Source organism: Acinetobacter sp. ANC 4779 (assembly GCF_004331055.1).
GTDB lineage: Bacteria > Pseudomonadota > Gammaproteobacteria > Pseudomonadales > Moraxellaceae > Acinetobacter.
Window position 1 is genome coordinate 297857 of sequence record NZ_SJNU01000002.1, and the last position, 25372, is coordinate 323228.

23 protein-coding genes and 1 riboswitch are annotated in these 25372 nt (G+C 42.6%); of the genes, 12 read left to right on the forward strand and 11 right to left on the reverse strand.

What is annotated here, in order from left to right:
• Window positions 1-7 precede the first annotated feature (7 nt).
• Genes E0H80_RS04335 through E0H80_RS04345 form a run of 3 tightly spaced genes read right to left on the reverse strand, consistent with a single transcriptional unit; the run spans window position 8 to window position 3360 of the window.
• Window positions 8-1015, reverse strand: a complete 1008-nt coding sequence (locus tag E0H80_RS04335) for an HlyD family secretion protein (RefSeq protein ID WP_131363469.1) — start codon at window positions 1013-1015, stop codon at window positions 8-10.
• 48 nt (window positions 1016-1063) lie between these two features.
• Entirely contained in the window at window positions 1064-1270 is a 207-nt protein-coding gene (locus tag E0H80_RS04340; protein WP_131363471.1) for a DUF1656 domain-containing protein, read from the reverse strand.
• Window positions 1271-1272: 2 nt separating this feature from the next.
• On the reverse strand, window positions 1273-3360 hold the full coding sequence (locus tag E0H80_RS04345) for an FUSC family protein (RefSeq protein ID WP_131363473.1): 2088 nt from the start codon (window positions 3358-3360) through the stop codon (window positions 1273-1275).
• Between the two features lie 480 nt (window positions 3361-3840).
• On the opposite strand from E0H80_RS04345, the gene E0H80_RS04350 reads away from it, so the two are divergent.
• Entirely contained in the window at window positions 3841-4614 is a 774-nt protein-coding gene (locus E0H80_RS04350) for an IclR family transcriptional regulator (protein ID WP_131363475.1), read from the forward strand.
• A gap of 223 nt (window positions 4615-4837) precedes the next feature.
• Here E0H80_RS04350 and E0H80_RS04355 read toward each other — a convergent pair whose 3' ends face one another.
• Window positions 4838-5455, reverse strand: coding sequence for an alpha-ketoglutarate-dependent dioxygenase AlkB family protein (locus tag E0H80_RS04355; protein WP_131363607.1), 618 nt, complete (start codon window positions 5453-5455; stop codon window positions 4838-4840).
• 149 nt (window positions 5456-5604) lie between these two features.
• Between E0H80_RS04355 and E0H80_RS04360 the strand changes: the two genes are divergently transcribed.
• Window positions 5605-7407 carry an ABC transporter ATP-binding protein gene (locus E0H80_RS04360; protein WP_131363477.1) on the forward strand — a complete coding sequence of 601 codons (1803 nt, stop codon included), beginning with the start codon at window positions 5605-5607 and terminating at the stop codon, window positions 7405-7407.
• A 108-nt stretch (window positions 7408-7515) separates the two neighbouring features.
• Here the strand turns inward: E0H80_RS04360 and phoU are convergent, their stop codons facing one another.
• Window positions 7516-8235: a phosphate signaling complex protein PhoU gene (phoU, locus tag E0H80_RS04365; RefSeq protein ID WP_067866087.1), complete on the reverse strand. Its 720-nt coding sequence runs from the start codon at window positions 8233-8235 to the stop codon at window positions 7516-7518.
• A gap of 95 nt (window positions 8236-8330) precedes the next feature.
• Window positions 8331-9683, reverse strand: a complete 1353-nt coding sequence (locus tag E0H80_RS04370; RefSeq protein ID WP_131363479.1) for a TolC family outer membrane protein — start codon at window positions 9681-9683, stop codon at window positions 8331-8333.
• A gap of 274 nt (window positions 9684-9957) precedes the next feature.
• Between E0H80_RS04370 and E0H80_RS04375 the strand changes: the two genes are divergently transcribed.
• The 7 genes from E0H80_RS04375 to E0H80_RS04405 all read left to right on the forward strand — a co-directional run bounded on the left by E0H80_RS04375 (window position 9958) and on the right by E0H80_RS04405 (window position 16718).
• Window positions 9958-11025 carry a hypothetical protein gene (locus tag E0H80_RS04375; protein ID WP_213073395.1) on the forward strand — a complete coding sequence of 356 codons (1068 nt, stop codon included), beginning with the start codon at window positions 9958-9960 and terminating at the stop codon, window positions 11023-11025.
• A gap of 89 nt (window positions 11026-11114) precedes the next feature.
• Window positions 11115-11243: riboswitch (TPP riboswitch) on the forward strand.
• A gap of 112 nt (window positions 11244-11355) precedes the next feature.
• Window positions 11356-13251, forward strand: a complete 1896-nt coding sequence (thiC, locus tag E0H80_RS04380) for a phosphomethylpyrimidine synthase ThiC (RefSeq protein WP_131363483.1) — start codon at window positions 11356-11358, stop codon at window positions 13249-13251.
• 77 nt (window positions 13252-13328) lie between these two features.
• Window positions 13329-13949 carry an NUDIX domain-containing protein gene (locus E0H80_RS04385; RefSeq protein WP_131363486.1) on the forward strand — a complete coding sequence of 207 codons (621 nt, stop codon included), beginning with the start codon at window positions 13329-13331 and terminating at the stop codon, window positions 13947-13949.
• A gap of 10 nt (window positions 13950-13959) precedes the next feature.
• Complete coding sequence (gene cpdA, locus E0H80_RS04390; protein WP_131363488.1) at window positions 13960-14769, forward strand: 3',5'-cyclic-AMP phosphodiesterase; 810 nt, start codon at window positions 13960-13962, stop codon at window positions 14767-14769.
• 209 nt (window positions 14770-14978) lie between these two features.
• The gene (gene dksA, locus E0H80_RS04395; protein ID WP_131363490.1) at window positions 14979-15506 is read left to right on the forward strand and encodes an RNA polymerase-binding protein DksA; all 528 of its coding nucleotides are present in this window, start codon (window positions 14979-14981) and stop codon (window positions 15504-15506) included.
• A gap of 9 nt (window positions 15507-15515) precedes the next feature.
• Window positions 15516-16433, forward strand: a complete 918-nt coding sequence (gluQRS, locus tag E0H80_RS04400; RefSeq protein WP_171457805.1) for a tRNA glutamyl-Q(34) synthetase GluQRS — start codon at window positions 15516-15518, stop codon at window positions 16431-16433.
• 51 nt (window positions 16434-16484) lie between these two features.
• On the forward strand, window positions 16485-16718 hold the full coding sequence (locus E0H80_RS04405) for a zinc-ribbon domain-containing protein (RefSeq protein WP_131363494.1): 234 nt from the start codon (window positions 16485-16487) through the stop codon (window positions 16716-16718).
• A gap of 26 nt (window positions 16719-16744) precedes the next feature.
• On the opposite strand, the gene ftsW is transcribed toward E0H80_RS04405, so the two are convergent.
• The 5 genes from ftsW to E0H80_RS04430 form a co-directional block, all read right to left on the reverse strand.
• On the reverse strand, window positions 16745-17941 hold the full coding sequence (gene ftsW, locus E0H80_RS04410) for a putative lipid II flippase FtsW (RefSeq protein WP_131363496.1): 1197 nt from the start codon (window positions 17939-17941) through the stop codon (window positions 16745-16747).
• Between the two features lie 21 nt (window positions 17942-17962).
• The gene (gene murD, locus E0H80_RS04415) at window positions 17963-19309 is read right to left on the reverse strand and encodes a UDP-N-acetylmuramoyl-L-alanine--D-glutamate ligase (protein WP_131363498.1); all 1347 of its coding nucleotides are present in this window, start codon (window positions 19307-19309) and stop codon (window positions 17963-17965) included.
• A 163-nt stretch (window positions 19310-19472) separates the two neighbouring features.
• Entirely contained in the window at window positions 19473-19724 is a 252-nt protein-coding gene (locus E0H80_RS04420) for a DUF6587 family protein (protein ID WP_131363500.1), read from the reverse strand.
• Between the two features lie 47 nt (window positions 19725-19771).
• On the reverse strand, window positions 19772-21628 hold the full coding sequence (feoB, locus tag E0H80_RS04425) for a ferrous iron transporter B (RefSeq protein ID WP_131363502.1): 1857 nt from the start codon (window positions 21626-21628) through the stop codon (window positions 19772-19774).
• Window positions 21625-21888 (reverse strand): FeoA family protein, encoded by a 264-nt coding sequence (locus E0H80_RS04430; protein WP_067866608.1) that lies wholly within the window; start codon window positions 21886-21888, stop codon window positions 21625-21627. The genes feoB and E0H80_RS04430 overlap by 4 nt, the downstream gene beginning before the upstream one ends.
• Before the next feature lie 171 nt (window positions 21889-22059).
• On the opposite strand from E0H80_RS04430, the gene xerD reads away from it, so the two are divergent.
• From xerD to E0H80_RS04445, 3 genes are all read left to right on the forward strand, one after another.
• Window positions 22060-22977 carry a site-specific tyrosine recombinase XerD gene (xerD, locus tag E0H80_RS04435; RefSeq protein ID WP_131363504.1) on the forward strand — a complete coding sequence of 306 codons (918 nt, stop codon included), beginning with the start codon at window positions 22060-22062 and terminating at the stop codon, window positions 22975-22977.
• A 106-nt stretch (window positions 22978-23083) separates the two neighbouring features.
• Complete coding sequence (locus tag E0H80_RS04440) at window positions 23084-23899, forward strand: DsbC family protein (protein ID WP_131363505.1); 816 nt, start codon at window positions 23084-23086, stop codon at window positions 23897-23899.
• A gap of 123 nt (window positions 23900-24022) precedes the next feature.
• Entirely contained in the window at window positions 24023-25327 is a 1305-nt protein-coding gene (locus E0H80_RS04445; RefSeq protein ID WP_067866044.1) for a homoserine dehydrogenase, read from the forward strand.
• The last annotated feature ends 45 nt before the right edge of the window (window positions 25328-25372 follow it).

Consider the following 25372-nt stretch of genomic DNA (forward strand, 5'->3'; position numbering starts at 1 on the left):
AATTTGATTACTTGGCGGCTTTTTCAATATGAATGGTTGCAGTACGTCCAGCGACAAAAGCCAATTCATTTTTCGGCATTTCATCCAGGACAATTTTTACCGGTACGCGCTGTGCCAAACGCACCCAGCTAAAGGTTGGATTCACATTGGCCAACAGTCCAGAGGTCGAGCTACGTTCCCGGTCTTCAATACCCGATGCAATCCCTTGGACGTGTCCTTTTAACTTTTCAGAATCGCCCATCAATTGAATGGTTGCAGGCGCACCGACATAAATTTTATTCAGCTTGGTTTCTTCAAAATAACCGACAATGTATAACTGCTGACGGTTTACGAGTGCGGCAACCGCTTGTCCCACTTTGATATAATTACCTTGTTGCAGTTCGAAATTGGATAAGGTTCCATCCGCAGGTGCAACCACTTCAGAGCGATGCAGATTCAGTTCTGTCAGGTGCAGATTACTGGTCGCCACTTCAATAAGCGCTTTTTGCTGCACGATATGGGCTTTGGCCTGTGCAATGGCTGCAAGCATTTGTTCATGTTCTGCATGCGATTGATCACGCGTTGCAAACATCTGCTCTTGTTCTTGCTTTGAAATCGCGCCATCCATTAAATTGGAATAGCGGTTGGCATTTTTATCAGCCCAATTAATATTGGCTTCCGACTCCACCACGTTGGCTTGAGCTTGGGCCAATTCTGCTTCAGCTGCAGCTAAACCCGCTTTGGCCTTGGCCAAATCAGATTTGGCTTGCTCGACATCAATGGCTTGACGGGCGACATCAATTTTAAACAGCACCTGCCCTTTTTTAACGCTTTGGTTATCTTGTACCAAGACTTCAGTCACCAGACCCGAAACGTCAGAAGACACCTGAATTACATCGCCACGTACACGACCATCACGCGTCCACGGTTCTGAATTGTAATAGTTCCAGATATGGATAATGGCGAAAATCGCGATCAGTACCACTACCAGCAAAACAATCGGTCGGATTATTTTGCGTAGATCAAAGGATGTCATTTCAGGTTTACCTCATTTATTTCAATTTGGGAAGTAGTGATGTTCATCTTAGATGGCACACAGAATAAAGAGCCAATGCACCAGAAAAAGCAGCACGACATACAGGCACAAATTAAATATGCTCGGCCATACAATCCAGCCCTGATCAACCAGTCGATCTGTTCCAAGCATCACTATTTTAAGCAGCACATAAGCAAGCATGCTTTGGATTAAAAGGATCGGGACATAAACCCCATACAGATTAAGTTCGCCCATGCTTAGCTCCCTGCCAAAATTTTCTGTTCATTCATATTTACGGTGTTTTGATGACATAGACTGCTGCAGATATTGTTGAGTGAAATTTTCAGGCGCTGGGCAACATCCGCATTTTCGACTTCATCGGTTACAGACTGAACCATCGCAATACTGTGCAATAAATTTTGTAAAATATCGGCATGCGGTCGCTGCATTTCTTTGGCACGGAAATAGTCATCTAGCGACTGCTGCAACTCTTCAATCGAAGAAACAATAGATTCTTGCTCGGGCAATTTGTCGATCAGCTCCTGCAGTCGCGCCAAGTCAATTACTGCACTGGTTTCGATCAATGCCAAATTAATATCTTTTTTTAAACTTTGTGACTCAATAGCAGCTTTACTGTTGAGCACTCCAATCCGATCCAGCATGCTACGCAAATGCCGTTTAAATTCGGCACCATAAGGCAGATACAAGGCCTTGCGGACTGCCTTATAATGCAAAGCCAAAATGCGCTGTACGGTAATATCGGGGGACATCGCACGAACCAGATGAATCACATAAACCGAAATTATCGGACCAATCAGCGAACCAATCGATGCATCAAAAAAGGTAATCTGATTGAGCGAATACCTGTTCTGAAAATTCAGCCCCATCACCGCTCCCATCAGTAAAGGTAGGCCCAGTCCGGTTAAAGGTGGATGCGGAAATAGCATCAGACAAAATATGATGAATGGCGCAAGAACCAACCCCAGTTCCCAAAAGGTGGTGACATGCGGGAAAATCCCGTAGGCATAGATAAAGACCACCACGATCGCATAAATATTGCCCCGGATAAACATTTTCAATGCCGGTACCGGATTATCCATGGCAGTTAAAATACAGGCAGTGATTGCAGCCATTTCTGCCAACATGAATCCTGCTTTCCAGCCACTTAAAATCCAGAAAGCAGTGGCAATCAGAATAATAATGAATGCTGAAATGCCGCCACGTATGGCCATGCCATGATCTCGATGCAAACTCGGGTAGATGGTGGTTAAAGGACTCATACTTTCAGGCAAGGAATCATCGCCTTGCTGAATGCGCTGCCAAATCAGTTTCACTGCGCGAACATTCTGAATAAAATGCCGGATATCCATCTTCAAGCTATTTAAAATGACCCCCTGTTCAGGTCGCGCTGCGGTCACCAAGACCTCAAAATCAGCTTCATACTGACTGGGCAAAAGATTCAGTTCTTGTGGCTTGATCTCATGCTCATCTTTTAAAAATTCTGCAATATGCGCATGTACATCTTTTAGCTTGGCACGATAGCTCATATCAATTTGGTCGAGCTGTTTCATGCGTTCCGACATTGCCACCAGATTTGCCACCAATACGGTTAATTGATGCAGCATTTCCTGAAGCGGCTTGGTCATGCCCCGAAGGCTGGATTTCTCATACGATAAATGTACCGCCATGGTATGGATATCGGAGGTATCCCGGGTAATATTGCCAAGTAACTGGTTGTAATGGTGCAGTTGTTTTTGATCCAGCAAGATCTGGTCAAATAATGCGTTGGTATCCTGAATGGTTTTTGAAACTCGGGTTTCCACAGCCGGTCCGATATTCAGCGGAAAAATAGTCGTGGTGACAATGGCACTGCAGACTACCCCAACGGTGATTTCCAGAAAACGTCCGATCGCCATATCGAAGATAGATACCGTATCGGCATAATAAACAATGTTGTAGCAAATAATGACCGTGGTATAACCTGCCAGCATAGAAACATAACTGCGCGGGGTTCGATCCAGCAATGAAATATACAGGCAGAATCCCACCCAAACTGCCAAGAAAAAGGTAAATAACCACGGCGTATTTATCAAAAATGGGGTGACTGCAATTGAGACGATAGCTCCCAGCAAGGTTCCCAAAACCCGATAAATACTTTTTGACGAGGTCATGCCTGAGTAGGGGTTGGCAATAACAAAGACCGTACCCACCGCCCAAATCGGATAAGCCAGATTCAAAGAAAATGCAACATAAAGCGCCAACATGCCTGCCACAAAAGTTTTAGTCGCAAAAATCCAATCCATTTTGTTTGGGCGAAATGCGAGTAATTGTTTGGTCAGCAGCATTGGCTTATCTCAGATTAAGGTTTAACGCTTCACCACAGTGATTTTTTAACGACGACTAAAGTGCACGATCTACCTTTAAGGTACATCGTGTAAAAAATAGACATGTATAAATATGTCATCAGAAATGATCGTCATTCAAAATGAATGGAGAAATTTTCGCATCTTATTATTTATGCGAAATAAAATAGAAAAAACAGCTAACCAATAAGGTTAAAGATTCATCATTAGATATTTGATCTGGCTATTTTTTCAATAAACCAACAAAAAGTCAATAATAATATCCTTTTATGATAATACTCATTAAATTAAAAGAGTATCTTTTACTCAGTGTTATTAAATTTCTCATGCTGGAAATAAAATATTTTTAAATGCTGACAAATACAGCATTGTCGCAACAAAAGCTCTCCTCTGGCTAATTTTTTGTTATAAAGTAATGCATGTTACTTTCTCTTTTTATATGCTTTGACCAAGCAGGTATTTATGGCAATTTCTAGTTTTGGTAAGATTCTCACCGTTTTGAATCTGTTTTCGGTGTCTCGCCCTATCATTAATGTCGATATCATTAGTGAAGAATTAGGACTGTCTAAACCCACCAGTTACCGGTATTTGAAAGAACTGGTATCCACAGAATTATTACAGCGCCTAAGTGGTACTTCAGGTGACTATACGCTGGGTTCTAAGATTGCAGTACTGGACTATATTTCCCGTACCACAGATCCGTTGGTGCAAATTAGTATTCCGTTTATGCAGCAAATTGTGGAACGTACTGAATTCGGCTGTCTGCTCACGCATTTGAATTACGACTCATGTATCGATATTCATCACGAACTGTATAAAGACATGACGACACTGACGTATGGTCGTGGTAGCCCTCGCCCCATCTATAAGGGTTCTTCTGCCAAAGTGATTCTGGCGCATTTGTCCAAAAAACAGATTTTGGATTATTACCAGCGCTTTAAAACTGAATTTTCTGAAGTCAAATTTGCCCATAGCGAAGAAGAATTTTTGTTACAGATGAAACAGATTAAAAAGCAGGGCTATTATTTTTCCAATGGAGAAGTGGATCCGAATTTTTCCACTCTTTCTATTGCGGTGAAATTTTCCAGCAAGGAACCGCCTTTAGCTTTAACCTTATTAGGCTCTAAAAATCGCTTTGAATTTATTAATTTCGAGAAACTGATTGAAATATTGCAGGAAAATGCAGCATTGATTGAGAAAAAATTTGCTGAAATATCTAGAGAGAATGAGCTTTAAAATTGTATTAAAATTCAATCAAATATCAATTTATGCAAAATAAAGCTTATCTTAACCATTGTAATATTAAAATTATTCTCATAATATGATTATTGTTCTTCATGTAGCCAATTGTATTCCATGACAATTTGCGCGATATCCTCAGAGAAAAAGCTTGTGCCTATGCATGAGCTTTTTTTTTACCTTTATTTATTTTTAGCCTTTCAGATTTACGCCTTATTCTTTAAAAAAAATAACGGAAAGTCAGATTAATTCTGGGTTCAACTATTCGTGTCGATTTCATTAAGGCGTGCTTCCAGTACTGCTGTGTTTGGCCTCGCATCACAATCAGCTGACCACTATGTAACATTACAGCGACTTTTTCTGCTTTGTGTTTATGCTTAAAACTGAATTTACGGGTTGCACCAAAACTTAAAGAAGCAATCACGGTTTCTTGTCCGCTATCGGAAATCAATGTCGCTTCATCATCACTGTGCCAGCCTAGGCCCTGAGTACCCTCCTCATACAGATTCGCCAAACAGGAATTAAAACGATGTCCAACCAATTTTTCAATATGCTGCTTTAAACGAAATAACGCAGGATTCCATACATGTGCCTGCTTTACCGTGCCGGAATAGTGATAGCGATAATTTTCATCGCCATACCAAGCCACTTGGCGCTGGGTGATATGATGCTGTCCAAATAGAAACACCTGATCATGTTGCCAAGCTAAATTGCTTAAAAAATACTGCAAATATTTTTCACTCTGCTCAGGCGTTAAAATCAGCCCATAATCTTCTACAATCCCGTCACAGGGCAAGAGATTGGCTTGAGCTTCAGGTGCAAACAATTCAAAGTTCATGGGCGAAAATACAGAGTCAGGAATAAATGTACGATTCACTTTTATTTTAGCGGATTATTTCTGCTCACAATTCAAAACATTGTATGCGCTTGTGACATCAGAAAATCGGGCTTAAACTGAAATCCAGCTGGACAATAAAAAAATTGCATATGAATTTATGGCACTTATTTCAAAAACTTCGATCTTTTGTCCGTCCTTATCGCGTATTGGTCATCGCCACCCTTATTTTAACCCTGATTGGATCGCTCACTGCACAGGTCAATGCACTGACTTTAAGATATGCCGTTGATAATATTAATCGCCTGATTGAAGCAGGTTTAGGACTGTCTGAAGGCTGGCATATTCTAATTACCATCTCTGCCATTTTACTGGGTAAGGAAGTCATCAATGCCTTTGTGCAATTTGGACAAAAATTTTATGGCGAAAAGCTGCGAATTTTCGTCTCGCAGGATTTGGCCCAAGGCATCATTGAGAAATTCCTGACCTATCGACTGGCTTTTTTTAATGAAGACAATAACCAGGCCGGTAAATTGCAAACCCGTATTGACCGCGGTATTGGTTCGCTAACGCGTCTGGTGCAAATCTTCTTTATTGATATTTTACCGCTATTTACCAGCGCAATTGTAGCACTTGGCCTGATGTTCTATGCCAATTTCTATGTTGGCTTGGTGGCTTTAAGTATCGTGCCGATTTATTTTTGGCTGACCTTTAAGCAAGCGCAAAAACTGGGCGGATGGCGACGTAAACTGCGTGATGGACGTGAAAAAAAGAGCCAAGGTATCCTCAGCATTATCAACTCGATTACCGTGATTAAATCCTTTAACCGTGAATCGATTGAATCCGAAAAACAGCTCAAACTACAAAAAGAACTGACCAACAATCAAATGCAGACCCGTCAAACCAGCTTTTTATTTGACGGCTTAAAAACCTTTATCGAACAGATTGGTATTGTACTGATCATTATTTTAACGGCTTATTTTGTGCTGGATGGTCAGATGAGTATCGGCATGATTATGTACCATGTGCTGTTATTCAATAACGTCTCCGCCCCGATTCGCTCCTTGCATCGTATTTATGATGAAGTGAATGACGCGATGATTTACTCGGAAAGCTTCTTTAAAATTTTGGAAGCCGATCATGAAATCGAGCCGAGTGGTGCACAAAAACCGGTGCTCACAGGCAAGTTCGAACTTAAAAATGTCGAATTTTACTATCCCAATGGCCACCATGCCTTAAAGAATATCAACATGGTGTTTCAACCGAATAAAATCACCGCTTTGGTCGGTTTATCCGGTGCCGGGAAATCGACCTTGATCAGCTTGCTGGATAAATTTTATCAGCCCATGTCTGGTGAGATTCAACTCGATGGCATAAATCTAGAAGACATTGATACCCAATATCTACGCGATCATATTGGCTTGGTACTGCAAAAAAATCATATTTTCCAAGGGTCTATTTTTGAAAATATTCGCTATGGCAAAATCGATGCCAGTATCGAAGATGTCATGACGGCTGCCAAAAAAGCCTCGATTCATGAACAAATTTTACAGCTTCCACATGCCTATGATGCTGATGCCCTGATGCTTTCAGGCGGACAACAACAACGCATTGCCCTTGCCCGCATGTTCTTAAAGAATCCGCCGATTATTTTTCTGGATGAACCGACCGCCAGTTTAGATGCGATTGCTTCGGAGCAAATCAAACACAGTCTGGATCAAATCAAGCAAGGGCGAACTGTGATTATGATTTCGCATAGTTTGTCGCAAATCATTGATGCCGATTACACCTATGTGATGAAAGAAGGCTACATTGCCGAACACGGCGAACATGACGCGCTCTATCATCAAGAAGGCGTATATAAAGAAATTTTTGATGCCATGGCCAAGAGTTTAAACATTGAAAAAATTGCCAAAACTTTTGAAGAGTATCCTGAGGAAGAGACGCATAGTTAACCACCTGCTCTCTTTAGAATCTGTGCTTTAAATCTGGTTTTAATGAATCTGATCCTGATAAAAAAGCCTCAATCCATGTTGAGGCTTTGTTGAGAATTGATTCAGAAATTAGCGTTTTTGAACTTTTTCTTCAATTTCTTCAACACTGGTATGACGCACATCCAAACCTTTGACCATATAAATGACTTGTTCAGAAATATTTCGTGCATGGTCACCAATACGCTCTAAAGAACGCAGTACCCATAATACATTGATCACACGTGAAATATGACGTGGATCTTCAATCATATAGGTCATTAAAGTACGTGTTGCCGATTGATATTCACGGTCAATATCGGCATCGGCAAGTAATACACGCAAAGCTTGATCGACATCTAAACGCGCAAAGGCATCCAAAGCATCATGAATCATGACCCGTACCTGATTGCCAATATGACGGGTTTCCATGTAGCCGCGCGGTGAATTGCCTTCTTCACACAAATTCTGGGCAATCCGTGCAATTTTTGCCGCTTCATCACCAATACGCTCTAAATCGGTATTGGCTTTCGACATGGCTATTACCATACGCAAATCAATGGCCGCCGGATGACGGCGCGCCAAAATCAGGGTTAAGGCTTCATCAATTTCCGTCTCTAAACGATTGACGATATTGTCCTGAAATTGCACATCAATCGCCAGGCTTGCATCGGTGTCCAATAAGGCACGAATACCATTGGCCACTTGTTGTTCCACCAAGCCGCCCATGGTCATAAATTTGGTATTTACATCCTGCAATTCTTCATTAAATTGCGAAGAAATATGGTGATTCAACACCGGATTATTTGGCAAGGGACTTACTCCACAACAGCGATTTCAGGATGAAAAATTTTGTTCAATATTAAATCATATCTAATATGAACCTTTCATGACAAAAATCCAAATCTTTAGCTGGGTTGCGCGGTGACTTTCTCGATCAGCCAGGCATTCATTTCTTCAACATCTTGTTCTGTTAATTTTCCAACCGAGGCCTTCAGGCGAAGTACATTAATTAAATAATCATATTGTGCATTCAAATAATCTTGCTTGGCCGAAAAAGCATTTCGTTGCGCCAACAGCACATCGACCAAGGTTTTCAAGCCTTCTTCATATTGAGCCTTGGACGCTCGAGATACCACATCGGAGGAATCCATGGCTGCTTTACGCGCTTGTAGTTTGGCCTGATCGGTTTCCACCTGCATATAGGATTTTTTTACATCGGTATTGGCTTTACGAATTGCGGCATCCAGCTGAGCTTCACTTTTTTTCACATTCACCGCAGCTTTTTGAATGGATTTTTGCGTTCGCCCGCCGTTATACACATTCCAGTTCATTTCCACACCAATCTGATCAAACTGACCGTCACTGGAGATGACATTTTGTGGAGATTGCTTGGCATACCCATAAGTGCCCACCGCCTCAATTTGTGGATATAACGCGGCTTTTTCTACCCGCTTTTGATCTTCTGCATAATGTTGTTGTAGCCGGGCTTGCTGAATGGACAGATTCTGACTCTGCGCTAAAGCCGTCCAGGCATCCAAGTCAGCAGGATAGGGTTTTTGAAATTGAAAATCGTCTCTGAGTATCGCCAAATTTTCACGATAGGGTCCAATGATTTGTACCAGCTGCTCTTGGGCCAAAATTAATTGTACGTGAGTTGCAATACGGTTAGCTCTTGCACTTTGATATTGGGCATTGGCTTCACTAACATCACTTTTTGCCACCAGACCTTCGCGCAATTTTGCATTCATCACATTCAGCTGTTCCAACAAGGCTTTTTCTTCTTGTAGATTTGCAGTGGTTAAACTCTGTTGACGTAACACATTAAAATAAGACTCAAAGACATTTAAAATATGTTCCTGACGTTGTAATTTTAAATTGACCTCACTCAAACTCACGGAAGTTTTCACCTGCTTTAAACCTTCCCAAGCATCCCAACGGAAGATCGGTTGCCGTACAGTCATGGCAATTTGTTTGGTGGTTGAGGAAGATGCACTAAAAGCATCCGCAGGAAAACCTGGAATACTGGTCTGATTCGCATCTTGACTTTTACGGGTGACATTTCCCGAAACCGTAATGGTGGGAAGCAAGTTTCCTTTCGCAATCCCCAGATTTAATTGATCTGCCTCATACTGCAAAAGATCAGCTTGCCAGTTTGGATCTGTAGTTTTTGCACGTTGATAAGCCTCAACCAAATCCAAAGCATAACTGCATGGACTTACCAGTAAAACACATGCACTGATAACTATTTTTATATTCATTTTTTATGCTAAATCCCTGCACCCTATCAGACCATCTGCAAACATGCATGTTTCTCAGAAAACTATGCAATATTAGAATGATCTCCTTAATTTTCCGTATGATTTTTATTAATTTTTACCATCTACTGATGCTATCTCGATACTTTATAAAATGCCAGTGAATGCTCACACCGCGTAACTAAACTCCTTCACAATACTACACAGAAAAAATCCTTTTCAGCTATAAAATAGCCACACTGCTCTAAATTCATTGCCGTATGCATCCAGATATCGAATGACTCTTTCTTTCAAAACAATATTCTCTATAAAGCGATGCTTCCCTCTTGTCTTTTTTATGCTTTTGCTCGGCTGTCAAAAACCTGAACCTCAGCCTATGCCAGAACAGGTACAAAAACAATCGCGGCAAGATGAAACAGTCGATTTATCTTTATTATGCAAAAATATTGAAAAGAATATGGCAGAAATTAATGCGGAACGTACCACTTTTGCCTTGGAACAGATCAATCAAGATTTAAAATTATGCCTGCCGCTCTCTACATTTGCTGAACAACAGCATTTGTTGGTCCTGTCTAATCAAATGTATAGCAACTTCTTAGCGGTAGATAGAACACCGTCGCAACAAATGGCTTTTGAAGAGCATGCTTTTGATTTGGCTCAGCATCCCACCATTCAACAAAACCATTTTGAACAACTGAATTTACGTGACCAATATTTATTGAAACATAAGGGTCAAGCCTATATCGAGCTGTTCGATGCAGGCAAAGGCTTAGTCAATTATCGTCGCAGTCCTGAATATCTAGCCAAAATTTTTGCTCCCTACATGCCGCGAGCGGAACAAGTCTTTATTGAAAATTTGGCGTCCCAAAATATGATGCCCGTATTTGTTGAAAATACCTTAATGATTGAGCCGCACGAAATTGTAACCCGTGCCTTATTTTGGGAAGAATATTTAAATCAATATCCTAAAAGCAGCTATCGCAAAGATGCAGAGTATCTTCTACAGATATACACCCTGTTTTTATTTAAAGGCATGAACGACTCGCCTGTCTCGGATACTTATCTTGATAAATATGCAATCCAAAGTAGTTCGATGGATGAAATTGAAAAATTAGCTCAAGTCAAAAATTCGTATTTGGCACTTCAAGCGACAAAATTTCTGCAATTTCTACAATTATCTAAACCGCAGCGCTTAAAAGAAATTCCCCTTCAGTTAAGCCTTAAAGAACAACAGTCGCTGTCTGAAAATCAGCTCACACTGAAACAATTAGATCAGTATTTAGCGTTGCAAAATTTAAGCCTATCTAAAACACGTGATTGTTTTAGTGATGCAGTCTGTCTTTAATCTTCTGATTAAATTAAAAGTTTATACAACGAGATAAAAGCGGTATTTAATGTGAATGTTTTTAGTATTTGGGCATGTTAATATTTGTCCATCGCTTGACGGAGCGCGAGTAACTGCTCGCTGAGATTGTGTCAGTTTTTTCTATAAAAAACTTAAGCACAAGTACCGTTGAACCTGATCAGGTTAAGACCTGCGTAGGAATCAAGCATCTAAAAACTGAAGCCCCAAATCTATCTGCATTGTTGATATTCTCAATAAATTAAACCAGATAAATCTGCTACGTTTTTGGTCGTGCTTGATTCGTTGATGTCATTCATAAGGATCATTGCAATGAACCAGTTAACGAATCTATCTGCAACAGATATTTCTGCTCAACACGAGCAAGATGCTAAAGATCTCACCCGTATTTTACCCGCTTCAAAAAAAGTCTATATCCAAGGTTCTCGCGCGGATATTCAAGTGCCGGTGCGTGCCATTGAACTGACCGATACCCCGACGGGTTTAGGCGGCGAACAGAATCCTGATATTCTGGTTTATGACACTTCAGGAGTGTATACCGATCCTAACGTTGCCATAGACCTAAATAAAGGTTTACCTAATGTACGTGAAGCATGGATTGAAGAACGTCAAGATACCAAACGATTAGATACTTTGACTTCTGCCTTTGGACAAGAACGTCTAAAAGATATTCGTACCGCAGAGATTCGCTTTGCCCATATTCAAAAGCCGCGTCGTGCCCAAGCAGGCAAAAATGTCACTCAAATGCATTATGCACGTCAGGGCATCATTACCCCTGAAATGGAATATATTGCGATCCGTGAGAATCAACGCCAACTTGAGGGTGTAGATGCACGTCAACATGTGGGGCAAAACTTCGGGGCAAAAAACCTAACTGAAATTACGCCTGAATTTGTCCGTCGGGAAGTGGCTGAAGGCCGTGCGATTATTCCTGCCAATATTAACCACCCCGAAATTGAACCGATGATTATTGGACGTAATTTCCTGGTCAAGATCAATGCCAACATCGGCAACTCGGCACTGGGTTCAAGCATTGATGAAGAAGTGGCGAAAATGACCTGGGCCACCCGCTGGGGCGCAGACACCATTATGGATTTATCGACCGGGAAAAATATCCATGAGACCCGTGAATGGATTATCCGTAATTCGCCTGTTCCAATTGGTACGGTTCCGATCTATCAAGCCTTGGAAAAAGTCGATGGTGTGGCCGAAGATTTAACCTGGGAAATCTTTAAAGACACCCTGATTGAACAAGCCGAACAAGGTGTGGATTATTTTACTATTCATGCTGGCGTACTGCTGCGCTATGTTCCGCTCACTGCAAACCGCTTAACCGGGATTGTCTCGCGTGGCGGTTCCATCATGGCGCAGTGGTGCCTGGCCCATCATCAAGAAAACTTCCTCTATACCCATTTCGATGAAATCTGCGAAATCATGAAAGCCTATGATGTATCTTTCAGTTTAGGTGATGGTTTACGCCCGGGCTGTATTCAGGATGCCAATGACGAAGCGCAATTTTCAGAATTACGCACGTTGGGGGAACTGACCCATCGCGCATGGCAACATGATGTTCAAGTCATGATTGAAGGCCCGGGGCATGTGCCCATGCATATGATTAAGGAAAATATGGATTTGCAACTTGAAGTCTGCCAAGAAGCACCTTTCTATACCCTCGGTCCTTTAACCACGGATATCGCCCCAGGTTATGACCATATTACCTCAGCGATTGGTGCCGCGATGATTGGCTGGTATGGCACCGCCATGCTGTGTTATGTCACACCGAAAGAGCATTTGGGCTTGCCGAACAAAAAAGATGTTAAAGATGGCATCATCACCTATAAAATTGCCGCGCATGCTGCCGATTTAGCCAAAGGTCATCCGGGTTCACAAGTGCGTGACAATGCCTTGTCTAAAGCGCGTTTTGAATTCCGCTGGGAAGACCAGTTTAATTTGAGTCTTGACCCCGATACTGCACGCAGCATGCATGATGAAACCATGCCGAAGGAAGCCCATAAATCAGCGCACTTTTGTTCGATGTGTGGACCTAAATTTTGTTCGATGAAAATCACTCAAAACGTGAGAGATTATGCGAAAAATCAAAGCAAGGTTGAGCATGCCCAAGAACAGAGTGCAGAGATAGCCGCGGGATTCGAAACCATGAAAACCACCTATCAACAACATGGCCAAAAACTGTATCACAAGCTTTAATTTGGCAAAAAAAATCTTTTATTTTCATGAAATTCTCAGTTAGGATGAGTGATTGTTTTTCATCCTGACTGAGCTATATGAATATTATTAAGCAAGCCACATATAATAGCGATGAAGTCAAAATTCAGTCTCGCGAATATCTTTTCCGTGGCTTCATTCAGGTTGAGAAAGTCAGTCTTTGTCATCGTTTGTTTAATCAAACTGAATATACGCCTATCATTCAACGTGAGCTGATTCACCGGCCTGAAGCTGCCGGGGTAGTGATTTATGATGATGCCCAACAAAAATTTGCCTTGATTGAACAATTCCGTGTGGGTGCGATGGATGATTCGGATTCACCTTGGCAACTGGAAATCATTGCCGGGGTACTCGATGGTGATGAATCACCGGAAAGCTGTATCCGCCGTGAGAGTCTGGAAGAATCAGGCTGTGAAATTGATGAATTACAGCATCTATTCAGCTTTTATCCATCTGCTGGTGCCTGCTCTGAACTGTTCCATTTATACAGTGCACAAGCTAATCTTCCTCAAAAAGGCGGTGTCTTTGGCATGCCGGATGAAGGTGAAAATATTCAGTTGCATCTGATTGACTACAGCGAAATTAAAAATCTCCTCACCAATGGTCGATTAAGAAATGCACCGGTCATTATGGCATTGCAATGGTTGCAACAACATATTAAAAAGACAAGGAATGTCTAAGGAGTCAGACATGACTTTATCCAATTACAATGACGACCAGCATGACTGGACCATTATTCAAATTTCAGATACACATTTGATGAATCAGGAAGATTTAGAATTTGTGTCTATGAACCCTGAACAAAGCTTTCATGCCGTGATGAAGCACATTCAGCAGCAATATCCAAAGGTGGATGCCATCATCCATACCGGTGATTTAGCCCAAGTGCCCGTAAAAGAAACCTATAGCCGTTATTTGGCATTTATGCAGCATTTAGGTATCCCGTTTTATCAAATTCCGGGAAATCATGACAATATTGACCTGTTCCCTTTCTATCACAATCAAAATCAGGTTCATGCGATTCATTTTGGCAGATGGAGCATCGTGTTACTAAATAGCGCAGTGCGTGGCAAAACGGATGGCTGGATTGAGGATGTGCAACTGCAACAACTGGATCGAATTTTATCTAAATTCCAACAGCAATTTGTGGTTGTTGCATGTCATCATCATCCTTTTGATATGCAGTCAAAATGGATCGATCAACATAAACTGAAAAATACTGAGAATTTAACCGATATTTTAGCCAAGCACAGCAATGTAAAAGCAGTCATAAGTGGTCATGTTCATCAGGACTCCTTGAATGCATGGCAAAATATTCAATTTTTTTCAACACCTTCAACCTGTGTCCAGTTCAAACCTTTAAGTGATGATTTTGCGCTAGATCAAGAAGCACCTGGGTTTCGTGTACTACATTTGAAAGCAAATGGCGAGTTACAAACTGAAATTTATCGCACCGAAACTGATCAGCAAAAAATTAATATTGAAATTTCAGGTTATTAACTTTTCATTTTGCTTTTTTTCCATTACTTTATGGCTTCAAAACAAAGCGTGATAGATGGAATCCAGGCATCAAAGACTATCAAAAAGCACAAAAAGTCTATATGATGACGGCCCTCGAAGGAGAATCTCCTAAGGGTTGGATAAAAACACTTGCATATCACCATATTTTTTGCGTATAGATAATGCGTATATGATGAGGAATGCCCTATATGGCGAATGACAACCAAAATCAAGTCTTGGATGAACAAACTGATGTTGTAGACGAAAAATCTACAAAACGCGTGCGAAAAACCAAGCCAAAAGCGTCAGAAAGTGGTTCTACTGCTAGCTTATTTGGTATTGCACCTTATCAGCCGAAAAAAAATGAAGAATACATGTCCGAAGGACAGCTTGCACATTTCCGCCAAATTCTGTTGGCGTGGAAAGAAGAGCTAATGTCTGAAGTGGATCGTACCTTAAATACCATGCAGGATGAAAATACTGCATTGCCTGACGTGAATGACCGTGCGACACAAGAAGAAGAGTTTGCAATTGAACTCCGTACCCGTGACCGTGAACGTAAGTTAATCCGTAAGATTGAGCAATCAGTTGAAGCGATTAAAAACGATGACTATGGTTTCTGTGAAACGTGTGGTATTGAAATTGGCCTGCGTCGTCTTGAAGCACGTCCAACTGCAACCCTTTGTATTGACTGCAAAACTTTAGCAGAAATCAAAGAGAAGCAAAATAACGGTTAATTACAGTTAATGCTTAATAATCCTTCCCTGCCCCCTCCTTCAATACAGGAGGGGGATAACAGGATGGCTTATGTGGGTCGGTTTGCGCCATCGCCAACCGGCCCTTTGCATTTTGGCTCACTCATCACTGCTGTGGCCAGTTATTGCGATGCACGTGCGCATAACGGCACATGGCTGGTCCGGATTGAAGATACCGATATTCCGCGTATTTATCCCGGCAGTGAAGCGCATATTCTGCGTTCAATAGATGCATTTCAGTTCGAAGCTGATGCAGAAATCATTTTCCAGAAAGACCGCTTAGACCTCTACGATGCAGTCATCGATCAACTCCATCAAAATCGTCTGGTCTACGCCTGCCAATGCACCCGAAAAATGCTGGGTTCAAATCATATCTATGCGGGAACTTGCCGAGATTTAAATCTGCCTTTTCAGCAGCAAGCCATTCGTGTCAAAGTATCCGATCAGGAAATTTGTTTCAACGATCGTCTGCAAGGCAGCCACTGTTCTAATCTACAGCAGGATCTGGGTGATTTTGTGCTCAAGCGTCGGGATGACATTATTAACTATCAACTGGCTGTGGTGGTGGATGATTATCTGCAAGGCATGACCCATGTAGTGCGTGGTGCAGACCTGCTGGATAACACGGAACGGCAAATATGGCTTGGTTCGATCTTGAGCTATCCAAAACTTGAATATATGCACCTGCCGCTTGCGATGAATGATCAGGGACAAAAGCTTTCCAAACAGAACATGGCGCAAGCGCTCGATCTCAAGCGTGCCCCCGAACTATTACAACAAGCGATTCGTGCTTTGCATCAGCCAGAAGTTGATTTAGACACCCCAGCCCACATGCTCAAACAAGCCATTGCCCAGTGGGATATACAACACATTCCCCACACAAAAGAACTGCAAGGCACTTATTTATAAAATCAAAAATGCGCTAAGCTCAAAGCTAATCTTCAGAAAATAGAGAAGTGTATGTTTTTTATTTTTGGAATCGGGCCTAAAACCAAAGTTATTGAGAAAAGTCAGTTTGTTTGTCCGGTATGCAGAAGCAGAAGTGCTTATGAACTAAAACAACAACGTAATTATTTTTCTTTATTTTTTATCCCACTGATTCCCCTTTCAAAAGCGAAAGGAGAATTTGTGAAATGTCTAAATTGTGGGACTGAAATGCCGAGTACGGTATTAACCCATACCCAGCAGGATTGAGCATCAGAATTACATCCAGAAAAAAGCTAGAAGCTTGATTCTTCTTTACTCGGATTGGCTTTTTGCGTGGTGGCATCAATTTTCAGCACTAGACTAATCATCACTGCACACATAATTAACGATGAACCACCATAACTAATAAAGGGCAAGGTCAAACCTTTGGTTGGCAACATACCCATATTCATCCCCGCATTCACCAGAATTTGCAGCAGAAAAATGATACTGATGCCATAGGCCAAATAGCCTGCGCGTAAATATTGATGTTGCAAAGCACGGTGTCCGATTTTGATACAACACACCAGCATCACAAAGGACAACACCAGTACCGTGCTAATACCAAAGAAGCCAAACTCTTCACCTAAAATTGCCAGCATAAAGTCGGTATGTGCTTCAGGCAGATAAGACATTTTCTGGATACTGTGCCCTAACCCCACCCCAACCCATTCACCCCGACCAAAGGCCATCAGTGCGTTGGAAAGCTGGTAACCGGTTCCTAATGGGTCTGCCCAAGGATCGGTAAAGGATAAGGCCCGTTGTAAGCGGTAGGGTTCAAAAATAATTGCAGCTCCTAAGCCTAGAATAATCGCCACCATGAAACCAATGAACTGAATTGGTGGAGCACCGGCTAAAAAGAACACCCCCAAAATCATCAAGACAATAACCGCAGTTGCACCCAAGTCCGGTTCAGCCAGAATTAAACCGACAGTGATAATCATGACCCCACCTAAGCGGAACAGACCGGATAGATTATTTCGAACCTCTTGTGCCCTGCGTACCACATAATCGGCGGTGAAAATAGCCATCATCACTTTGGCGACTTCGGATGCCTGCAAGGTAAAGCCGGCAATCCGAATCCAACGGGTCGAACCATTCACTTCGGTGCCGACGACTAAAACCACAGTCAGCAACAGAATGGTCATGATCCACAAGGGAAAGGTGTTATTGAACCAGATATTCAACGATACTTTATAGGTTAAAAATGCGGCTACAGCAGCCACACAAATTGAAATACCATGTCGGATCACATAATGAAAGGCATTTTCATGTAGACGGTCGGCATAGGGCATCGAGGCCGATGCCACCATGATTGAGCCTATACACAACAAGGCAATCACACAAAAAATCAGCACATTACGCGGTGTAACTTCAGCAGGGATTTTTGCTCCCCACTCATTATAGACCTGATTAATTTTACTTATGGTCGTCTGAGCTAACCCAGCCATACAACGTTCCTTATCATTCTTCTAAGCAAGTGTGTTCACACATGCAACAAACTGGTGTCCACGTTCACTATAACCTTTAAACATATCAAAACTTGCACATGCAGGTGACAATAGCACCACATCATTGGCTTGGGTATGTTGTTGGCATAATTCCACCGCTTCTTTTAACGATTCCGCATGAAGCAATGTCGTTGTCCCGGCAATGGCTTGTTCAATCACTGCACGATCTTCACCAATCAGTACCGCAACTTTGGCATATTTGCTTAAGGCATCCCCTAAGGCTGTAAAATCCTGCCCTTTACCTTGACCGCCTAAAATAATTGCTACTTTGCCTTGGTGAGGTTCAATGGCAGCGCCCAGACCATCAATTGCAGCTAAGGTCGCACCAATATTGGTGCCCTTGGAATCATTGTAATAACGTACGCCATTCACTTCTTTTACGAATTCACAGCGATGCTCCAAACCTTTAAAGGTTTTTAAAGTCTCCAGCATCGACTCAAGCGGCAAACCAATCGCTTCACCCAAAGCCAGACATGCCAGAGCATTGGCTACATTGTGAGTTCCCTGAATGTACATGTCGGAACTTTTCAGTAAACGCTTACGACCTCGTGCCAACCAGAGGGTACCATCATCTTCTTTTAAGATGCCATATTGATTCATATCTGGCGCATTTAAACCAAAGCTTTGCATCGGAGTTACATCTGGAACCAATGGACGTGTCAGTGAGTCATCGCGGTTATGGACTACTTTTTTCACTCCTTGAAAAATACGGTGTTTTGCGGTGTGATAGCCCATCATGTCACCATGACGGTCTAAGTGATCTTCACTTAAATTAAGGATGACTGCGACTGCTGCATCTAGATTAGATGTGGTTTCCAACTGAAAACTGGAAAGCTCCAAAATATACAGTTCAGGATCATCTTTGCTTAAATCCAGAGCCGGACGACCCAGGTTGCCACCGACTGCCACCTTGATTCCGGCATCTTTCGCCATTAGGCCAATCAGCGTAGTCACTGTACTTTTGGCGTTTGAACCGGTGATTGCCATAATTGGCTTATCGGTGGCACGACGTAAAATCTGGATTTCACTGACTACAGGAATGCCTTTGGCAATGGCGGCCTGAATTTCAGGCGTTTTGGGATCTAGCCCCGGGCTTATCACAATTTCTTCAGCTTGTAATAGCATCTCTTGATCGAGCTGACCAAAACTGGTTTGAACTTCGCCTGGAATTTGATCGTGTCCCGGAGGCGTCTTCCGAGAATCTGTTACTGCAACGCGGTAGCCATGTTCATGTAAGAAATTTACTGCTGCAACACCTGAAATTCCGAGTCCTGCAACGACTTTTAATCCACCACGTTGAATTAACATTTTTACCCCATAGGTTGGTATGTTTTAAAACTGACAAAATGTTAGCACTTTGCTCTTTTGAATGCTTTTTCTGTTTTGACTTTATGCGTCTTTTTTTGTGTCCGCGCGTAAAAAAACCGTCATAAAAAAGACGGTTTTTTTAAATTGGGCAAAAATTAGAAAATCACTTCCATTTTACCGCTTGAACTTCCGGTTTTTTCTGGGTGTTGTCTTGCGTTGCAGAACATCCACAGCTTCCACCGCAGCCAGAGACCATGGCAGGTTTTAACCATTTGGCCAGTGTTGGCCACCCTTGCGTATCACAAAGACTGGACAACTGCGTGAAGACTGAGTTTGCCGTCTGAGGAAATACCTTTTTGAAGACCACAATTGCACTCCAAATCACCAATGCCGCAACAATCACAACTTCAATCATCTCAATCTCCTGTGCAGATTATTTTCAGTCAACTTAACCTGACTCAATTAACCCAAATAGTGGGTCGCAACTTGATAGGTCAGGAACGACATTAAATAAGCCAAACCAAATAAATAAGCGGTCATAAAGCTCACAGTTTTCCATGAACCTGTTTCACGTTTCACCGTTGCCAAGGTTGCCAGACAATGCGGTGCATAAATAAACCAGACCAAAAGCGATAAACCGGTCGCCAGCGACCAGCCAAGGTGACCATCACTGCTGATAATGGATGACAAACCTTGCGATATTGCATCATCATCGGTTGCAGACAAGGCATAAACCGTACCCAGTGCCGCGACCACAACTTCACGTGCCGCCATGGCAGGAATCAAGGCAATACAGATCTGCCAGTTAAAGCCCAGCGGGGCAAAAATCGGTTGCATCACGTGCCCGAGCATACCTGCGAGCGAGTAATCAATTGCAGGTAAAGTCGCGCCTTCTGGAGGCTGCGGAAAAGTACACAAGAACCAAAGCAAAATTGATAACGCGAAGATAATGCCACCGACACGTTTCAAGAAGATTTTGCCGCGGTCGAGCAAACCAATCCAAATACTTTTCACGTCGGGAAAACGGTAGCTTGGCAATTCCATCAGCAACATATGTTGTGATTTGTCTTTTTGGAAAAACTTTAAGATAAAAGAAACCAGCAATGCGCTGACAATTCCGGCCATGTATAAAGCAAACAGCACCAGACCCTGCAGGTTAAACACCCCCCAAACCATATACTCTGGAATAAATGCGGCAATGAGTAGCGCATATACCGGTAAACGGGCAGAACAGGTCATTAGCGGTGCAACAAAGATCGTGGTTAAACGATCGCGTGGGTCGCTGATACTGCGGGTTGCCATAATTCCAGGAACCGCACAGGCAAAACTAGACAGCAATGGAATAAACGCACGACCACTTAAACCGGCTTTAAACATCAGCTTATCCAGCAAGAAAGCTGCACGCGGTAAATAACCTGATTCTTCGAGGACGAGAATAAAGAAGAACAGAATCAGAATTTGTGGCAGGAACACCACCACTCCCCCGGCTCCAGCAATCACGCCATCAACCACCAAACTGTTCAGCAAAGGATGCGGAATGTGTTGTCCAACAAATTCACCGAACCAGCCAAAGAAGGCTTCAATACCGTCCATAAAGGGTGCAGCCCAAGCAAATACTGCCTGAAACACCACAAACATCATCAGTGCCAGACTGACCAAACCTAAGACTGGATGTAAAAATATTTTATCGAGGAAATCGGAGCGTTTATCTTCCTGATCAACTGACTGCACCACATCATGCAAAATCGTGCTGATTTTATGATGATTATCGCCAGTTAATCCGCTGAGTTCGGTATGTGGAGTCGAATATTTACCTTGATCGAGCGCATTCATCAGGTTTTCAATGCCTGAATTACGTACCGCAACGGTTTCCACCACTGGAATACCTAAACGTTGCGCCAGTTTTTGCGTATTGATTTGCATACCACGGCGACGCGCTTCATCCATCATGTTCAGCACAAGTAGAATCGGACGACCCAGCTCGATCATCTCGAGCACCAGACCTAAATGCAGTTTCAAATTGGTGGCATCGACCACACACAAGAACGCATCTTGCTGCCCTTCTTCGGCAATTTTTCCTTGCACCACATCGCGGGTAATTGCTTCATCCGGGCTGGTCGCATTTAAGCTGTAGGTTCCGGGTAAATCCAGAACACGAACCGGTTTGCCTGATGGCAAGGTGAACTGTCCCACCTTACGCTCGACCGTGACACCGGCATAGTTGGCCACCTTTTGCCGGGTGCCGGTCAGATGGTTGAATAATGATGTTTTACCACAGTTTGGGTTACCTACCAGGGCAATACGTAGCGCATCACTCATGCAGGTGCTCCGTCAAAATTAATTTCAATTTTTTCAGCTTCAACTTTACGCAGTGCGAATCGGGTAAATCCAACTTGAATCAAAATCGGATCGCCACCAAAAACACCTTTGGTAATCACCTTTACTTTTGTGCCCGGAACAAACCCTAGCGTTTCTAAACGGCTTGCGACCAAATCGTTTTGAGAAATATTGCCATCTAAAGTTTTATTGACTTTGCTGATGATGGCCGTTTGTTTCACTTTTAAATCAGATAAACGCACCGCATCTAATCCTAAAATATTTTGAACAGTATACAAACAAATGAGAATAATTACCAAGTAAGGTTTGATTCCAATTCTCATCTGCTCTCTCAGATCGACATTGGCAAGGAATTGTTCTAAATTGACCCAAGCCAAGAAAAACTTGGATTTTTCATTCAATGTAGAACTGTCATGCTCAATAAAAAACCTCGTATTCCTGCTCCGGTGAGCATTCCTGAACATTTAAGTTTTTTACAGGGTTTCCGAGATTATTTAATTGCACAAACCGTCAGTCCGCATACTCGCAATGCCTATCTGTCTGATTTGGTTCAATGTAGTGAATGCAACTCTAATTCCATGCCGAATTGGTCCAGCGATGACATTTCTGATGTTCTCCTGGCATTAACCAAACAGGGCAAAAGTCCGCGCTCAATTGCCCGATCCCTTTCTGCACTGCGTTCTTTTTATAAGTTTTTACGTGAACAAAAACTCCGCTCCGACAATCCGGTGGCGACCCACAAAACCCCCAAAATTGGCCGTTCGCTGCCTAAAGATATTTCCGAACAAGAAGTGGAGGCTTTAATTCATGCCCCGAATATTGAAACAGCTTTGGGTTTGCGTGATCGTGCCATGCTTGAAGTACTTTATGCTTGCGGGCTACGGGTGACGGAATTGCTCAATTTACGCCTAGAACTGATTAATTTAAAACAGGGCTATTTACGCGTTGTCGGCAAAGGCAATAAGGAACGTCTGGTACCTTTAGGACAAGTGGCCTGTGAGTGGATTGAGAAATATCTCAATGAAGCACGTTCCAGTTTATATAAATCTGCCACCGACTATGTTTTTTTGACTCAGCACGGCGGCATTATGAGCCGGCAAAATTTTTGGTATGCCATTAAGCGCTATGCATTACAAGCCGGGGTTCAGGCCGAACTGTCTCCACATACTTTACGCCATGCTTTCGCTACCCATTTACTCAATCATGGCGCGGACTTACGTGTAGTTCAGATGTTATTGGGTCATAGTGATTTATCTACTACCCAAATTTATACCCACGTTGCCCAAGTTCGCATGCAGCAGCTGCACGCCACGCATCACCCTCGCGCTTAGTCTGATCTTCATTGATCATCTAAGACTAAGAAGTGTTAACGAGCCGGGCTTTTTTTTTGTTATGCTAGGCCATCAATTTTTATATAGCTAAAAGAAAGGGTTGTTTATGTCACTTACCCGCTCAAAAATTTTTATTGCATGCACTTTGGCAAGCAGCCTGCTCATCACTGCGTGTTCCAACTCAAATAACGATGAAAAAAAGCAAGGCACTTTAACGGCTAGCGCTCCGGCAACCGGACAGGCATCGAATATTTCCGAGCGCAATGCACAGCAGCGTTTGATTAACACCCTGCAACAGCACTTTAAAAAAGCCAATATCAATGCCAAAGTGGTGGATATTAAAGCCACTGAAGTACCGAACCTGTATTGGGTCAACCTGGAAGGCATGTCGTCTGTCTATGCAACCGCAGATGGTAAATACATTATTCAAGGCGACGTGCTTCGTTTGGGCGACAGCAAAATTCACAATGTCAGTGAAAACCTACAATCCGCAGCCAACAAAAAGCTTCTGGCTGGCTTAAAAACTGAAGATCTTTTAGTTTATAAGGCGCAAGGCAAAACCAAACATATTGTGTATGTATTTACCGATGCCAGCTGCCCGTATTGCCATAAACTGCATGAACACATGAGCGAAATTAATGCCAAAGGCATTGAAGTGCGTTATATCGCATGGCCACGTGGCGAACAGTTCATGCCAGCCATGGAAAGCATCTGGTGCAGCAAAGACCGTCAGGCTGCTTTTGATCAAGCGATTGCTGGTGCGCCTCTTGCCCCAGCAACATGCAAAAACCCCGTTAGAGATCAATACCAACTTGGTCTGAATATGGGCGTAAATGGCACACCGGCAATTTACAATGAAGCTGGTGTTTATCTGGGAGGATACCTGTCTCCTGAAGAATTGGCAGAACGTTTAAATAACTAATTTTTATTCGTTAAATTACTGTTTTTTATGGTTGAAGATAAAGTGATTTCTTTCCTAGAGTCTCATGCTTTTTTTAGCTATGATCTAGGTTCGCTTAAAATTGATTAGATATTGGAGTGTGACGTGAAACCAGTTCGTCTGGCAATCCTCGGTCTTGGTACTGTAGGTGGTGGTGCCCTTAAACTTTTAAAAGAAAACGCTGCTGAGATTAGACGTCGCACCGGTCGGGAAATTGAAATTACCCATGTGGGTACACGTCGTCCGCGTCCTGATTTGGATCTTCCAGAATCAATCAAACAAAGTGCTGATCTTTTAGAAATTGTACGTCAGCCGGATGTTGACGTTGTGGTTGAAGTGATGGGCGGTATCCACCCTGCCTATGAAGTTATCATGGAAGCCATGAAACATGGCAAGCATATTGTCACTGCCAATAAAGCCTTACTTGCTGAACATGGTAATGAACTATTTAAAGCGGCAGAAGACAACGCCGTGCAAATTGCCTATGAAGCAGCTGTTGCCGGCGGTATTCCAATTATCAAAGTCATTCGCGAAGGTTTGGCAGCCAATAAAATTGACTGGTTGGCAGGCATTATTAATGGCACAGGCAACTTCATCTTAAGTGAAATGCGTGAAAAGGGCCGCGCTTTTGAAGATGTGCTGAAAGAAGCGCAAGAACTCGGTTATGCCGAAGCCGATCCTACCTTTGACGTAGAAGGAATTGATGCTGCACATAAACTGACCATTCTGGCTTCATGTGCCTTTGGTATTCCATTACAGCTTGATAAAGTGTTTACTGAAGGGATTGGCAAAGTCACTGCACAAGATGTGAAATATGCAGAAGACTTGGGTTTCCGCATCAAACATTTGGGTATTGCACGCCGTACCAATGCAGGGATTGAATTACGTGTGCATCCAACTTTAATTCCAGATGACCAGCTGATTGCCAATGTCAACGGCGTGAAAAATGCCGTTTTGGTACAAGCCAATGCAGTCGGTCCAACACTGTATTACGGTGCTGGTGCTGGTGCAGGTCCAACCGCTTCTGCGGTGGTTGCTGACGTTGTCGATATTGTGCGTGATATTATTTATACCGAAGATGGCGCCGGAACTATTCCGCAACTGGCCTTTGAAGCTTTAACGGATTTACCAATTTTAACGCGTGAACAAATGACCACGGGTTACTACATTCGTATTAATGCCGAAGACCAAATGGGCGTACTTGCCGATGTGACGACTATTTTAAGTCGTGCCGGAATCAGTATTGACGCCATCATGCAGCAACCACGCTTAAAAGACCTGATTCCGATCGTGATTTTAACTGATCCTATCGTGGAATCAAAAATGGATGAAGCGATGCAACAAATTCAAGCATTGCCTTTCATTCATGGCGAAATTGTACGAATTCGTTTAGAATCGCTTGATAATTAATCGGGTTGAGGGGAGTATTCCCCTTGCCAAGCTCTACACACAATT